This is a genomic window from Pseudomonas sp. CBC3, from assembly GCF_037967085.1.
GTDB lineage: Bacteria > Pseudomonadota > Gammaproteobacteria > Pseudomonadales > Pseudomonadaceae > Stutzerimonas.
Window position 1 is genome coordinate 737,749 of the sequence record NZ_JBANEO010000003.1, and the last position, 14,153, is coordinate 751,901.

Sequence of the window (14,153 nt, forward strand, 5' to 3'; positions counted from 1 at the left end):
TTGAAGAAGGAACGAAGCATGGGAATTCTCAACGATCGAGTCGTCATCATCACCGGCGCAGGGGGTGGGCTAGGCGCTGCGCATGCCCGCGTGTTCGCCGCCGAAGGCGCCTGCGTACTGGTCAATGACATCAACCAGGCTGCTGCACAGGCGGTGGTCGACCAGATAACGGCTGATGGTGGCCGTGCGGTGGTGAACACCTCCGACATCACCACCTACGCCGACAGCGAGAACGCGGTGCGTCAGGCCATCGAAACCTTTGGTGATCTGCATGTGGTGTTGAACAACGCCGGTATCAATCGCGACCGGATGTTCGCTTCCATGACCGAGGCTGACTGGGACGCCATCATGGCGGTGCATCTGAAGGGCCATTTCTGCATCAGTTCGCACGCCGTGCATTACTGGCGCGATCAGAGCAAGGCGGGGCGGAAAGTCGATGCACGGATCCTCAACACGACGTCCGGCGCGGGGCTGCAGGGCTCTATCGGTCAGTCCAACTACGCCGCCGCCAAGGCCGGGATTGCCGCACTGACGCTGAACCAGGCTGCGGAACTGCGCCGCTACGGTATCACCGCTAATGCCGTGGCCCCGGCTGCGCGCACGGGCATGACCACGGCGGTGGAATCCATGGCCGCCCGTATGGCAAAGCCCGAGGACGGTAGCTTCGACTACTGGGCGCCGGAGAACGTATCGAACGTTCTGGCCTGGCTGGCTTCGGCCGAATCGGCACAGGTCACCGGGCAGGTGTTCGAGGCCGAGGGCGGACGCATCTCGCTGGCCGACGGCTGGCGTACCGGAGTCACCCGTGAGAAAAACGAGCGCTGGCAACCCGGCGAGGCCGGCGAGGCCATCGCCCAGATCCTCGCGGAGGCCCCTGCGGCGCAGAAGGTTTGGGGCAGTTGAAAAACTCACGTCCCTGTAGGGTGGGCTTCAGCCCACCACTAGCTCTGGCACCGCCTTCATAACCGCCTGGCCTGGTCTGCGTGAACGGCGTCGAGCTCCGGTGGGCTGAAGCCCACCCTACGAGCTGAAGCAGCGCGCCGCGTTGCCCACCCACCACCATTGCACCCCGTCCGTTTTGACGATGCCGGCCCGCCGGCCGCCGCGCTTAGATGGCCTCAGGTTTTCCAATCCGAGGTTGCCATCGTGAAACACGCTCCCGCCTATGTGCCTGGTCACCAGTTGCTGGCCGGCAAGTCCGTCTTGATCACCGCAGCCGCAGGAGGCGGCATCGGCTATGCGGCCGCCCGGCGTAGCGCCGAGGAAGGCTGTCGCGCGCTGATGATTTCCGATATCCATCCCCGTCGTCTGGAAGAAGCGGTCGAGAAGCTCAAGGCCGAGACCGGCCTTGAGGCTGTCTACGGCCAGCTGTGCAATGTCACTGTCGAGGCGGATGTTCAGGCGCTGGTCGCTGCCGCTGAGCAGGCCCTGGGCGGCGTCGACGTGCTGATCAATAACGCCGGCCTGGGCGGCCAGAAACGCGTCGTCGACATGACCGACGAAGAGTGGCTGCGGGTGCTGGACATCACCCTGACCGGCACCTTTCGCATGACCCGCGCCATGCTGCCGCACATGCAACAGCGTGGTAGCGGCGCCATCGTCAACAACGCCTCCGTGCTCGGCTGGCGCGCGCAGAAAGAACAGGCCCACTACGCCGCGGCGAAAGCCGGGGTGATGGCGCTGACCCGTTGCAGCGCCCTTGAGGCCGCCGACTTTGGCGTGCGTATCAATGCCGTGTCGCCCTCTATCGCTCTGCATGACTTTCTGACGAAGGCCGCCAGCGAGGATCTGCTCAAGCAACTGACCAGCCGAGAGGCGTTCGGCCGTGCCGCCGAGGTCTGGGAAGTGGCCAACGTCATGATGTTTCTGGCCAGCGACTACGCCTCCTACATGGTTGGCGAAGTGCTTTCGGTCAGCTCGCAGCACGCCTGAGGAACGCTCATGACACGAATATTCAGCAGTGCCGAACAGCTGCACGCGGCGGTAGGTGAGTCGCTCGGCGCAACCGACTGGTTGCCCATCGAGCAGGAACGAGTGAACGGGTTCGCCGAGGCCACGGGCGATCACCAGTGGATTCACGTCGACCCCGAGCGCGCGCGAAAGGGGCCGTTCAAGGGCTGCATCGCCCACGGCTACCTGACCCTGTCGCTGGTCAATTTCTTCCTGCCGCAGCTGATGCGCGTGGACAACCTGTTGATGGGCGTGAACTACGGCTGCGACCGGGTGCGCTTCCCGGCGCCGGTAAAGGTCGGGGCACGCGTGCGCGGCACCGGCGAGATCAGCTCCGTGGAATCGCTGCCCAATGGCGCGCTGCAGGTCGTGGTCCGCGTCACCGTCGAAATCGAGGGCAGCGACCGCCCAGGCTGCGTGGTGGACACCATCAGCCGCTACACCTTCAACCCCGCACCATGAGGCCCGCACCATGAGGAATGTAGCCATGCAAGAAGCCGTGATCGTTTCCACCGCGCGTACCGCGCTGACCAAGTCTTTCCGGGGTTCGTTCAACGATACCGAGGCGCCGGTGCTCGGCGGCCATGTGGTGCGCGCAGTGGTCGAACGCGCCGGGGTTGCACCAGACGAGGTGGGCGACGTAATCATGGGTGCGGCCGTCCAGCAAGGCACTCAGGGATTCAACATCGGCCGACTCTGCGCCTATACGGGCGGGTTGCCCGAGAGCGTGCCAGGCATGGCGCTGGATCGCATGTGCGCGTCGGGGCTGATGTCCATCGGCGTGGCGGCCAAGGGCATCGCCTGTGGCGAGTTGGGTATCGCCGTGGCGGGCGGGGTGGAATCCCTTTCGCTAACCCAGAACAAGCACAAGAACGCATACCGGGCGCAGTCCGAAGCGGTGCTGCAGCTTATGCCGACCGCTTACATGCCCATGATCGAGACCGCCGAGATCGTCGCCAGTCGCTACGGCATCAGTCGCCTGGCACAAGACGAATACGCCCTGCAAAGCCAGCAACGCACCGCTGCCGCGCAGCAAGCCGGATTGTTTGCCGACGAAATCGTACCGCTATCGGCCAGCCGGCTGCTGTTCGACAAGGAAGGCAATCCGGCCGGCCACGAAACGGTGGTGGCTGATCGTGACGAGTGCAACCGCGCCAGTACCACCCTCGAAGCGCTGCAGTCACTGAATCCAGTGTGGAAAAACGGCAAGTGGGTTCAGCAGGGCGAGCACATCACGGCCGGCAATGCCTCGCAGCTGTCCGATGGCGCGGCCGCCTGCCTGCTGATGAGCCGTGCCGAGGCCGATCGCCGCGGGCTGGCGCCGTTGGGGATCTACCGCGGTATCGCGGTGGCGGGCTGCAGTCCGGAAGAGATGGGCATCGGCCCTGTCTACGCGGTGCCCAAGTTGCTGGAGCGCTTCAACCTGCGGGTGTCGGATATCGACCTCTGGGAAATCAACGAGGCCTTCGCCTGCCAGGTGCTGCACTGCCGCGACGCTTTGGGCATCGCCAACGATCGGCTGAACGTCAACGGAGGCGCCATTGCCATTGGGCATCCGTTTGGTATGAGCGGCGCCAGGATGGTGGGTCATGCGCTGCTCGAAGGCCGGCGGCGCGGCGCGCGGCATGTCGTGGTGTCCATGTGCATCGGTGGCGGCATGGGCGCAGCCGGGCTGTTCGAGCTGCCTTGAGCCGTCACGCCCGGGCGGACGCCTGCCGGTCGGGTGTAAGCCATTTGGACGATGTTCACTGTCGCCCGGGCGCAGAAGATCGGGCAAAGGCTGCGATCCGGGACATGCGGGATGTTCGTCGGCCGAACCCAAAACAAGAACAACGAGCACCGCTGCGCGTCTGCGCAGTGAGTGTCGACCGGAGGGTGGTGTGCCATGAGCAAACTGATCAGCTACGCGTTCTGTTTCGTCGTCGCGGTGTTGGTGGTCTACGCCTTCTCGCCCCGGAGTGAGGAGGCGGCACGCGCGGCCCAGCTGGACGTCACACGCGTGCATATCAACAACATGACGCGCCTTGACGATACGTTGATCGCCGTTGGCGAGCGCGGCACGATTCTGTTCAGTGACGACAAGGGCCAAACCTGGAGCGGTCGTCACGAGCAGGCCAAAAAGCCGGTAACCCTTACCGCCATTGCCGCTTACGGTGACGAAACCTTGCTGGTCGTGGGCCACGACAACCTGATTCTGCGAAGCACGGACCGGGGCCGCAACTGGACCACGACGATGTACGACGCTGCCCTCGGCGAGCCGTTACTTGGTCTCTGGAGCGAAGACGGGCAGCAGATATATGCCTTTGGCAGCTTCGGCAAATTCTATGTCTCCACCGACGCCGGTGAGCACTGGGCCGAGCAGAGCCTCCCGATCAATGGCGAACACCTCAACAGCATGGATGGCGCCGCTGACGGACGCCGAATCCTCGTCGGGGAGATGGGACTGGTCTTGCGTTCGCTCGATGCGGGCAAGAGCTGGGCGCAGGTCGAGCCGTTCTATGAAGGTTCATTGTTTGGAGTGTCGCGGCTGTCGGGCAGTCACTGGGTCGCCTATGGAATGCGCGGCAACGTGTTCGCCACGCATGACGACGGCGCCACCTGGGAAAAGGTGGAACTCGGCCACCGTTTGCCTTTGTACGGGCATGCCCGCACTGACGATGGCGGGGTGTTGATCGTGGGTAGCGGCGGGGCCTTTGCCCGGCTCGATGAAACCGGAGAGCTGACCCAGACGGGCTACGTCAAAGGGCAGGACACGCTCACCTCAGCGGTGATGCTACGTGACGGCAGCCTGATTGTGGCCGGTCAGCATGGCTTGAGACTTCAAGGCCCCAATCTCTTCGCGGCCCGTAAATAAGGAATGCTCATGACGAACCGTAATCGCTGGGTTGCCCGCTTTGTCACGGGCAGTGCCGATCGTTTGCTGGCGTGGCGCAAGCCACTGTTGGCGATATTCATCCTGATCACGCTCGGGCTCGGTTATAGCGCCACTCAGGTCCGGCTGGACCCGGGCTTCAACAAGCAGATTCCCGTCTCTCACCCCTTCATGCGGAACTATCTGCACTACAGCGAAATTTTTACCGGCGCCAACAGCCTGTTGGTCAGCGTCCGCTGGAAGGGCGAGGGAGACATCTATAACGAGCAATTCCTCGACACGCTGCGCAAGGTGACCGATGAAGTGTTCTTCATTCCCGGTGTGCGGCGCTCCAGCGTACGTTCGTTGTTCACCCCCGATGTGCGTTATATCGAGGTCACCGAGAACGGTTATGTCGGCGATGTCGTCGTCCCGCCACAGTTCAGCGGCACACCGGAAGACCTCGCACAGGTCCGCAACAATACCGCCCGCTCGGGTCAGATCGGCCGACTGGTGGCCAATGACCTGAGTGCGGCGATGGTCCGGGCCGATCTGCAGGAATTCAATCCGCAGACTGGCGAGCGGGTGTCCTACGTCGAGATCGCCAAGCAACTGGAGGAAATTCGCGAACGGTTCGACGGCGAAAACATCGAGTTGAACATCGTCGGCTTCTCCAAACTGGTGGGCGACGTCGTGGATGGCCTCGTCGCGGTGATGGGTTTCTTCGTCATCGCCTTCTTCATCACCGCGGCGTTGCTGTGGATGTACTGCCGGTCACTGAAACTGACCGTCGTGGCGCTGCTGGTGGCATTACTGCCCGTCGTATGGCTGCTCGGGCTGCTGCCACTGCTGGGTCTGGGCATCGATCCAATGTCGATCCTGGTGCCCTTCCTGATTTTCTCCATCGGCGTGTCGCACGCCGTGCAGATGACCAATGCCTGGAAGCAGGATGTGCTGGCCGGCAGCAATGCGGTGGACGCCGCGCACGCTGCGTTCTGCAAGATCTTCGTGCCGGGGGCGCTGGCATTGCTGATGAATGCGCTGGGCTTTGGCGTGATCATGCTGATCGACATTCCGATCGTGCGGGAGCTGGGTCTGACGGCGTGCATCGGCGTCATGCTGATGATCATCACCAACAAACTCATGCTGCCGATCATCATTTCCCATATGCATCTGGAGCGCGGTGCCCTCAAGACCAGCGGTGAGTCCCAAGGTGAGCGACACGCCCTGTGGTGGAAGCTGTCGGTGGTGGCGACGCCCGGTCCGGCGCTGGTGGTATTCGCGGTCAGTCTGGTGCTGTTGCTGGGCGGTGCCTGGAAAAGCCGTGACCTGGTCATCGGCGACGTCGGAACCGGTGCGCCGGAATTGCGTGACACCTCCCGGTACAACCGGGACAACGCCCAGATTATCGGCAGCTATGCCATCGGCCTGGATGTGCTGTCGATCTACGCCGACGTGCCGAACGTGACCGAGGCATGCCTGGACCCGCAGGTGATGCGCGCAGTCGAGCAGGTCGATTTCCAGACGCGTAGCGTCGCTGGCGTGCAGTCGGTGCAGAGCGTGGCCGGAATGGGCAAGGTGGCGATTGCCAGTAATAACGAGGGCAACCCGCGCTGGGCGGCCATTCCTGGTGCCGAGCGGGGTTTGCAGCCGGGCTCGATGGCCTACTCGCAATCTCATGGGCTGGTGCTCGACGGCTGCCAGACCATGCAGATCCTGGTGTTTCTGGAAAACCACAGCGGCGAAACCATCGCCCATGCGGTCGATGAAATCGAGCGCATCCTGGCGGGGGTGGACCAGAGCAAGGTGAATTTCAAGCTGGCCGGCGGCAACGCCGGTGTCATGGCCGCTTCCAATGAGGCGGTCAAACATGCCGAAGTGCAGATGCACGGCGCGTTGCTTGGCTCTGTGGCGTTGTTCTGCTGGCTGACGTTCAGGTCCTTCCGCGCGGTGCTGTGCATCATCACGCCGCTGGCCATCGTCGCCACGTTGTGCAACGCGCTGATGGCCGCCTTCGACATCGGCCTGAAAGTGTCCACTCTGCCGGTGCTAGCGCTCGGCGTGGGGGTCGGTGTCGATTACGGCATCTATCTGTATGAGCGGATGCAGCATGAACTGGCCCAGGGGCGGGATTTGCGCACGGCCTTCTACGAGGCCATGCGCCAGCGCGGTACCGCCGCGCTCTTCACCGCGTTCACTATGTCCATCGGGGTTGGCACCTGGGCCTTTGCGCCGCTGAAGTTCCAGGCCGACATGGGCATCCTCCTCGGTTTCATGTTCCTGGTTAATGTGTTTGGCGCGATCTTCCTGCTGCCGGGCCTGGCTGCCTGGTTCGACCGCTCGGCTCGTCTGGTCAAGTACCGGGGGACGCCGGAGGTGGTGGTGAAAGCCGCGTCCCGCCGCAAGTCCGCCGCGCTGGCGGCCAGCGTGGAGGGCTGAGTGATGCTGGCGGGCGCGATGGATGTCGACGGCTATGACCGGTTGTTGGACAAGCTATACGCCGCCGCCGTAGAGGAGCCCGGCTGGAACCCGGCACTGACGGCATTGCACGAGCTGTTTGCGGCGAACTACGTGACGCTGATCCTGCGGACTCCAAACAACTCGGACAAGGGGCTGATGATCGTCCTAGGCGACATCGAAGGGCAGGGGAGCGTGACCTACCTGACCTACCCCTATGACGAGACGCCCTTTGTCGATACACCGCCTAACGAGGTGTTCAGCGTTAGTGATCTGATGAGCACCAGCACATGGCGCGCATGCCCTTATTACCAGCGCTACTGCGCTGCTCACGATGTTTTTCACGTCCTGGGCGTGGATATCTCGCCACCCGGCAGCGGAACCTTCCGCTTCAGAATTACCCGCCCGGAAACCGCGCCAGACTTCTCGCCAGCAGAAAAGGCGCTGTGTTCACGCCTGGTACCGCACCTCAGTCGGGTGCTGCACTTGAATGTGATGCTCGGCCGCAACGAGTCGCTTCGGTCCATCTACTCCCAGGTCATCGGGCGGCTTTCCATCGCGACGCTGGTCGTGGATGCCAGCGGCCGGATCATCGAGCAGAACCGCATTGCCAGTGAGCTGCTGGCCAGCGGAGATGGCTTGAAAAGCGTCGGTGGGCGTCTGGAGGCCTACTACCCCGGCGATAACCAGCGACTTTATCAGCTGCTCCGAAGTGCGCTGCGCCGGTCCTTGCCGGGTGAGCCGGAGGAGGCCGAGGCGCTTTCCATTTCGCGCCCGTCCGGGCGGGTCAGTTTGGGGCTGGTGGTGGAACCGGTACCGAACGGGGAGTGGACGGATGACAGCGATCATCCGGCGCTTCTGGTTTATGTCCGGGACGCCGAGGGCCGCACCCTGCTGAACAATGCCATCGCTCGGCAGTTGTTCGGCTTTACGCCATCCGAGACTGCCCTCGTCATCGAACTGGCCAACGGCTTGTCGCTGGAGGAAGCCGCCCATTCGCTTGGGATCAGACGCAACACGGCGAGGGCGCATTTGCGCGCCATTTTTTCCAAGACCGGCGTCAGGCGTCAGACTGAACTGGTCCGCATCATTCTCAATAGTGTGGTCAGCCTTGGGAGAGAACACATCCAGAAAAGCCTTAAGCATTCTTCATGACGTAGCATGTGCTCATTCGTCGTCGAGCTCGGTTGACACCGATTCCCAGCGACGAATGAATCTCAAAATAACAATAAATGCTGCGGCGCGATGGCGCCGACGGTAAGTGAGGTCAGATATGCAAGCAATGCCGCTATCCATGATTTCCGTGAACGACACACCTGCGCCGTATAAAGAACCCCTGTCGCTCGCCGAGTACGATGCGCTCGTACAAATCATCCAGGAAGGTTCGCTGGACAGTGACACGCTCACCCGGGCGCTCGAGGCCTTGCGGATTTGTTTTCGCGCCAATTACGTCACGCTGATCCTCAAGGTGGTCGGCATGGACGAGATGGGGCTGATGCTGGTGGCCGGCAACTACAAAGAGCACGGCCGGCTCTGCTACCAGGCCTACCAGGAGGGTTCCACGCCCTTTGGCAACCAGCCCGTGGATACCGTCTTCACCGAGCTGGACGTGCTGTCGGAAGCGGACTGGAAAACCTCGAGTTATTACCTCGATCTGTGCCGCAATTACGATGTTTCCCATCTGATGGGCGCCGATATCACCACCCCGGATTCTGGGCTGGTTCGCTTGCGCGTCACCCGCGCTCACGCTGCGCCCGAGTTCGACGCGCGCGACCGTGAAATCTGCAGATTGTTGATGCCACACCTGCGTCGCAGCCTGCATATGCACAACCTGCTCAACCGCAGCGAAATGATCGGTGCGCTTTATTCACAGGCCATTACCCGTCTTTCGGTAGCCACCATCGTGCTCGACGGAAGCGGCGCGGTGCTGCAGCTCAATGAGGTTGCGCGTGAGCTGCTGGAGCGGGCCGATGGACTGAAGCTGATAGGCGGGCGCCTGGAGGCGACCTATCCGAGCGATAACCGCGAGCTGCACAAGCTGATCAACGAAGCTTTTGCCGCTCATCAGGGCCAACGGGCACTTACACGCGATGCGCTGTCCATCTCGCGGCCCTCGGGGGAAGTCAACCTGGGCGTTGTGGCCGAACCCATGCCTTCGGTTGACTGGGTCGAGGGCAAGGGGCAGCCCGCTGTGGTGCTGTATGTGCGCGATGCGGTCGGCAAGTCCCAAGTCAACAATGCGGTAGCCAAGCAGCTGTTCAACTTCACGCCGGCCGAGACCGCCCTGGCACTGGAACTGGCCAACGGCTTGTCGCTCGAGGAGGCGGCGGAGAACCTCAATATCATGCGCAACACCGCTCGCGCCCATCTGCGCGCGATCTTCTCCAAGACCGGCGTGCGCCGTCAGGCGGAGCTGGTGCGGGTCGTGCTCAACAGCGTGGTCGCCCTCGGTGGCAACCAGCTGACGCCGCTGAAAATACCTGTCACGACCTTGCCACGTCCATTTTTCCGGGACGTGCGCTGACGGCCACAGACGAGCACGTCTGCCTGTACGTCATCCGCCGCGGAACGGCTACGCCTCCGCGGCTGCCTCATCTAGTCCATCTGAGGGATGAGGGCATCGCCTGTCTTGTCGATTATCGCCATACGCCGTGTGGTTTTAGCCACGGTTCCAGCGAATAAGAACAATGCCTCTGAGGACCCTGATATGACGCAACTGCTCGATATCAAAGCTGCCGCTTCAACCGGCCAGTATCGCTATGCCCGTGGTTGGCACTGCCTGGGTGTCGCCAACGACTTCCGTGATGGCAAGCTGCACACCCTGAACATCTTCGGTACCCGCCTGGTCGCGTTCGCCAATGAAGCGGGCACTATCAGCATTCTGAACGCGCATTGCCCGCATATGGGGGCCGACCTGTCCCAGGGTGAGCTGGTCGATGGCCAGGTGGTCTGCCCCTTCCATCATTGGAAATTCGAGGCGAGCGGCCGCTGCGCCGAGATCCCGTATTGCAAGCGTATTCCGCCGAAAGCCAAGACCCGCAGCTGGCAGACCTGCGAGGTGAACCATCTGCTATTTGTCTGGAACAACCCGGAGGGCAATCCCCCGGTAGAGGACGTCGAGATTCCTTACTTGCCCGAGATCGACAGCGACGAGTGGGACAACGACTGGCACCTGGATACCATGTTGATCGAAACCAATCCACGAGAGCTGGTGGACAACCTGGCGGACGCCCAGCATTTCGGGCCGGTGCACGGTACACCCACCACCTACTTCGCCAACGTGTTCGAAGGGCATGTCGGGCACCAGATCTTCCACGGTGATTCGGGGCGGCTGGGCGGTGATCTCGTCGCAGAGTCGGCCTATTACGGGCCTGCTACCCACTTCACCCGCATGAAGGCCAACTTCGAAGGCTTGCTGGTAGAAAGCATTCTGCTGAACTGCCACGTGCCGGTCACCCCTGAGAGTTTCGAGTTGCGCTTTGGTGTGCTGGTAAAGAAGGTGCCGGGTTGGAGCGAAGAGCAGAACAAGGAGCTTGCGCTCCAGTACGTCGCGAACAACCGCACCTCGTTCTATCAGGACGTCGACATCTGGAAGAATAAAGCGCGTATCGACCATCCTGTTCTGGCTGAGGGCGACGGTCCTGTGTACCAGCTGCGCGAGTGGTATCAGCAGTTCTTCATGGATGAGGCCGACGTGCCGGCCAGCAGGGCCGAACGGCAGGAAATCGTGACGGTCGACCGTCGCTGATACATACCGCTCCGGCTGACGCCTCCCTCCAAACTAGGTGCGAGGCAGCGCTAAAGCCGTTCTGCGCCGCATGAAAGACAGGGCCACGACCAGACCGCTAGCGTTGCTCTGTCTTTTCCTCTTCAGGCTCTGCCTGCTCTTCGGCTCGCTCGTATGCGTTTTCCGCTTCTTGCTCGGTCATGCGCGGATCCGGGTCGACGCCAGTCGGATTTTCGTAGCCATGTGCCGACTCCTCGCCGCTCTGGCTCGGATTCGCATGCTGGCGGTCATCGGCGTTTTCCTGATTGGCTGCTGCGCTGGTTGCGATGAGCAAGGCGAGAACCGCGGTGGCGATGTTCGGGATGTTCATGAGGGGCCTCGATAGTTGAGTCGGGGGTTCTGCTTCGACCCGATACCGTGGCGATCGTTAGCTCCATCCATCCGCATGTGTCGCGCCGCGACGGGTGAGGCGAATCCATGGTTTGACCGAGTCGGATCCAGGTGAATGCTCTAGTTCGCTCCGGCCGGGGCGGAACTTAAGCCTCTACCGCCGGTCGAGTTAACCTGGCAACACTGCCGATCGGCGGAGCCGATAGGGATAGGAACGCTTGCGGCGCGCAGCAGGCTAAGTGGTTGCGCGAACTGTAGTGAAGCAGCTCGTCCGAGGATGACGCTGCGATATGGAAGGGTAGTTGGATGGATATCAACCGGGTAAGCGCAAGGGATGTCGACAAGGCACATTATGAATTGGTCGTTATTGGATCGGGTTTTGGCTCCAGCTTCTTTCTGAGCGAAGCGCTGAAGCACCTTACCGGGCGCGCGCTGATCATCGAATGGGGGGATTTCCATCCCTGGGACTGGCAGATCCAGACGCAGAGCAGTTCGGCGATCGCACCCGAGTCCACGTACGACAATCGCGGCGAGAAGCCCTGGAACACCACCATCGCGCTCGGCGGCGGCATGAATTGCTGGTTCTCGCAGACCCCTCGGTTGCACCCCAGCGATTTCGCCACGCGCAGCCGCTATGGCGTCGGCAATGACTGGCCGCTGAGCTACGAAGATCTCGAACCCTATTACTGTCAGGCCGAGCAGATCATGTCGATTGCTGGCGACGAGGACATGGCCAAGGTCCTGCCGCGCAGCCAGCCATTCCCGCAGCCGCCGCACAAAGGCTCGTCGATCGACATGATCATGAAGCAGGCGATGCCTGACCATCACTTCATCATGCCGACCGGCCGGGCTCGGGTGGCGACCGGTACCCGCGGCGTCTGCTGCGCGAACGCGACCTGCAACCGATGCCCGGTCAACGCCAAGTTCACCGCGCAGAACGGTCTGGCCGAGCTGTTCAACCACCCCAAAGTCGACGTCTGCCTGAAGACGGAAGTCCGCACGCTCGAATACGAAGGCAACACCGTCAAGGGCGCCACGATCCTTTCCGAGGGCCGCGAGTTCAAAGTCTTCGGCGATCTATTCGTGCTCGGCGCCAACGCCATTCAGAGCCCGGCGATCTTGCTGCGTTCGGACATCGTCCATGGCGAAACCGGCATGGGCCTGCATGAACAGGTGGGCGCAAACGTCGAAGTCTATCTCGACGGGCTGGGCAATTTTGATGGCAGTACCATCACCACTGGCCTGAACTATTCGCTTTACGACGGTGAATTCCGCAAAGACCATTCGGCCTGTCTGGTCTATTTCGAAAACCGATGGCCGTATGGCCTGCGTCCGGAGCGTGGCCGCTGGAACCAGACGCTGCCGTTGATGTTGGTCAGCGAAGACCTGCCCAACGTGGAAAACCGCGTCCTCATCGATCCAAAAAACGGGCAGGCGATCATCGATTACCGAGGCGAGTCGGACTACGGCATGAAGGGCGTCCAGTACGGGCTGGACAACCTTGAAAAGCTGCTCGCGCCGCTGCCGGTCGAGTCGATCAATTTCCGCGAATGGCGCCTGACCGAGTCTCACGTCCAAGGCACGCTGCGCATGGGGCAGGTCGACGATGGCTCGGTGGTCGATGGCCAGATGCTGCATCACCGCATGCGCAACCTTGTCGTCGTGGGCACCGCGACCTACCCGAGCTGCTCGCCGGCCAATCCCAGCCTGACTGCCGCCGCGCTGTCCATTCGTGCCGCCGATCTGCTGTATAGCTAAGGATGCCCATGAAGCGTCGTACGTTGTTGCTGTCCTCCGCCGCCACGCTCGGTCTCGCTGCCGTCGGCTCGGCCGCCTGGGTGTATGAGGACCGCCAGGTATTCATTCCCGAGTTGCTGCACAAGCTTGTCGGCGACTTTCAGATGTCGCCTGAGGATCAGCGAAAGTTCGTCGATGCGATGGCCGGGCACTATGGTTCGCAGAAGCTCACGGCGCTGATGGGGTTGTACAAGATCCGCCAGCAAACCGGTGTCGGCAGCGCCTATACCGATCTGCGGGTGGATAACTTCGAGCGCCGGTTGCTGACCGACTTCATGGTTTCGACCGATTACCTGCGCCGCCAGCAGGAAGCGAATCCCGTCGTGACCTTTCTCGGTTACAGACTGCCCTGCAGCAATCCCTACGCGAAATTCGACGGTCTGAGCTAATGACGCCTTGGCTTAATGCAGGCTCTGTTTTGCCGTAGCAGCGAACGATCGGCTGGCCGCTGGCTCGAGCGGCTTGTCCTTTTAGCGGTCAGCGAGAGCCAGCTCGCTGATCAGCATCCCGCACGAGACCCGGAAAAGCTGATCGCCCCGTCTGATCGTGAGCGGCGCTCGCTCCGCGATCACCGCGCCGTTGCCGAGCATGCGTTCGATGTGGGTGCGCAACTGGTGATATTGCCTGGTGTAGTCCCGGTTCATCTTGCCCCCGTAGCTCTGGTGTTGTTCGGGTCCATGGTCTAGGACCAACGACAGACCGATTCGTCGCACACAAGTAAAGATTTCCGTGCAATCACGCGTCTGGATATTGGCGAGCAACACAGCCGCACCGTTGGTATATGGATGGATAGCTTGTAGTATCAATTCGCTATCGCGGCCGCGAAGCTTTCAAACGGATGAGACAAAGCGCAATGAACGAGCATGCCGTACCGGTGTTGATCGCATTTCTGACTGTGGCTGGTATTGCGGCGTTTTTGCTGCGTCGAGCATTCAAGGCATTGGATCGTCAGCAGAACGACGCGGGGTCGGTACAGATTTC

The 14,153-nt window shown here is 61.8% G+C and carries 13 protein-coding genes; 11 read left to right on the plus strand and 2 right to left on the minus strand.

The window, feature by feature from the left end:
• Positions 1-18 precede the first annotated feature (18 nt).
• From V6943_RS16035 to V6943_RS16075, 9 genes are all read left to right on the plus strand, one after another.
• A complete protein-coding gene (locus V6943_RS16035) occupies positions 19-903 on the plus strand; it encodes an SDR family oxidoreductase (protein WP_340554497.1) in 885 nt (294 codons plus the stop codon).
• A 243-nt stretch (positions 904-1,146) separates the two neighbouring features.
• Positions 1,147-1,932 carry an SDR family oxidoreductase gene (locus tag V6943_RS16040; RefSeq protein ID WP_340554499.1) on the plus strand — a complete coding sequence of 262 codons (786 nt, stop codon included), beginning with the start codon at positions 1,147-1,149 and terminating at the stop codon, positions 1,930-1,932.
• A 9-nt stretch (positions 1,933-1,941) separates the two neighbouring features.
• Positions 1,942-2,412 carry a MaoC family dehydratase gene (locus tag V6943_RS16045; RefSeq protein ID WP_340554501.1) on the plus strand — a complete coding sequence of 157 codons (471 nt, stop codon included), beginning with the start codon at positions 1,942-1,944 and terminating at the stop codon, positions 2,410-2,412.
• A 25-nt stretch (positions 2,413-2,437) separates the two neighbouring features.
• The gene (locus V6943_RS16050; RefSeq protein WP_340554503.1) at positions 2,438-3,640 is read left to right on the plus strand and encodes an acetyl-CoA C-acyltransferase; all 1,203 of its coding nucleotides are present in this window, start codon (positions 2,438-2,440) and stop codon (positions 3,638-3,640) included.
• Positions 3,641-3,835: 195 nt separating this feature from the next.
• Positions 3,836-4,804, plus strand: coding sequence for a WD40/YVTN/BNR-like repeat-containing protein (locus V6943_RS16055; protein ID WP_340554505.1), 969 nt, complete (start codon positions 3,836-3,838; stop codon positions 4,802-4,804).
• A gap of 9 nt (positions 4,805-4,813) precedes the next feature.
• Positions 4,814-7,240 (plus strand): efflux RND transporter permease subunit, encoded by a 2,427-nt coding sequence (locus tag V6943_RS16060; RefSeq protein WP_340554507.1) that lies wholly within the window; start codon positions 4,814-4,816, stop codon positions 7,238-7,240.
• A gap of 3 nt (positions 7,241-7,243) precedes the next feature.
• Positions 7,244-8,413 carry a helix-turn-helix transcriptional regulator gene (locus V6943_RS16065; protein WP_340554728.1) on the plus strand — a complete coding sequence of 390 codons (1,170 nt, stop codon included), beginning with the start codon at positions 7,244-7,246 and terminating at the stop codon, positions 8,411-8,413.
• Between the two features lie 139 nt (positions 8,414-8,552).
• On the plus strand, positions 8,553-9,782 hold the full coding sequence (locus V6943_RS16070; RefSeq protein WP_181101493.1) for a LuxR C-terminal-related transcriptional regulator: 1,230 nt from the start codon (positions 8,553-8,555) through the stop codon (positions 9,780-9,782).
• 183 nt (positions 9,783-9,965) lie between these two features.
• Positions 9,966-11,006 (plus strand): Rieske 2Fe-2S domain-containing protein, encoded by a 1,041-nt coding sequence (locus V6943_RS16075; protein ID WP_197445680.1) that lies wholly within the window; start codon positions 9,966-9,968, stop codon positions 11,004-11,006.
• Between the two features lie 97 nt (positions 11,007-11,103).
• Here the strand turns inward: V6943_RS16075 and V6943_RS16080 are convergent, their stop codons facing one another.
• Positions 11,104-11,355 (minus strand): hypothetical protein, encoded by a 252-nt coding sequence (locus V6943_RS16080; protein ID WP_340554511.1) that lies wholly within the window; start codon positions 11,353-11,355, stop codon positions 11,104-11,106.
• 326 nt (positions 11,356-11,681) lie between these two features.
• Here V6943_RS16080 and V6943_RS16085 point away from each other — a divergent pair, with 326 nt between their 5' ends.
• Both V6943_RS16085 and V6943_RS16090 read left to right on the plus strand, forming a co-directional pair.
• Positions 11,682-13,133, plus strand: a complete 1,452-nt coding sequence (locus tag V6943_RS16085; RefSeq protein WP_340554513.1) for a GMC family oxidoreductase — start codon at positions 11,682-11,684, stop codon at positions 13,131-13,133.
• A gap of 8 nt (positions 13,134-13,141) precedes the next feature.
• Positions 13,142-13,561: a hypothetical protein gene (locus V6943_RS16090; RefSeq protein ID WP_340554514.1), complete on the plus strand. Its 420-nt coding sequence runs from the start codon at positions 13,142-13,144 to the stop codon at positions 13,559-13,561.
• Between the two features lie 81 nt (positions 13,562-13,642).
• On the opposite strand, the gene V6943_RS16095 is transcribed toward V6943_RS16090, so the two are convergent.
• Positions 13,643-13,816 (minus strand): hypothetical protein, encoded by a 174-nt coding sequence (locus V6943_RS16095; RefSeq protein WP_165914240.1) that lies wholly within the window; start codon positions 13,814-13,816, stop codon positions 13,643-13,645.
• Positions 13,817-14,153 lie beyond the last annotated feature (337 nt).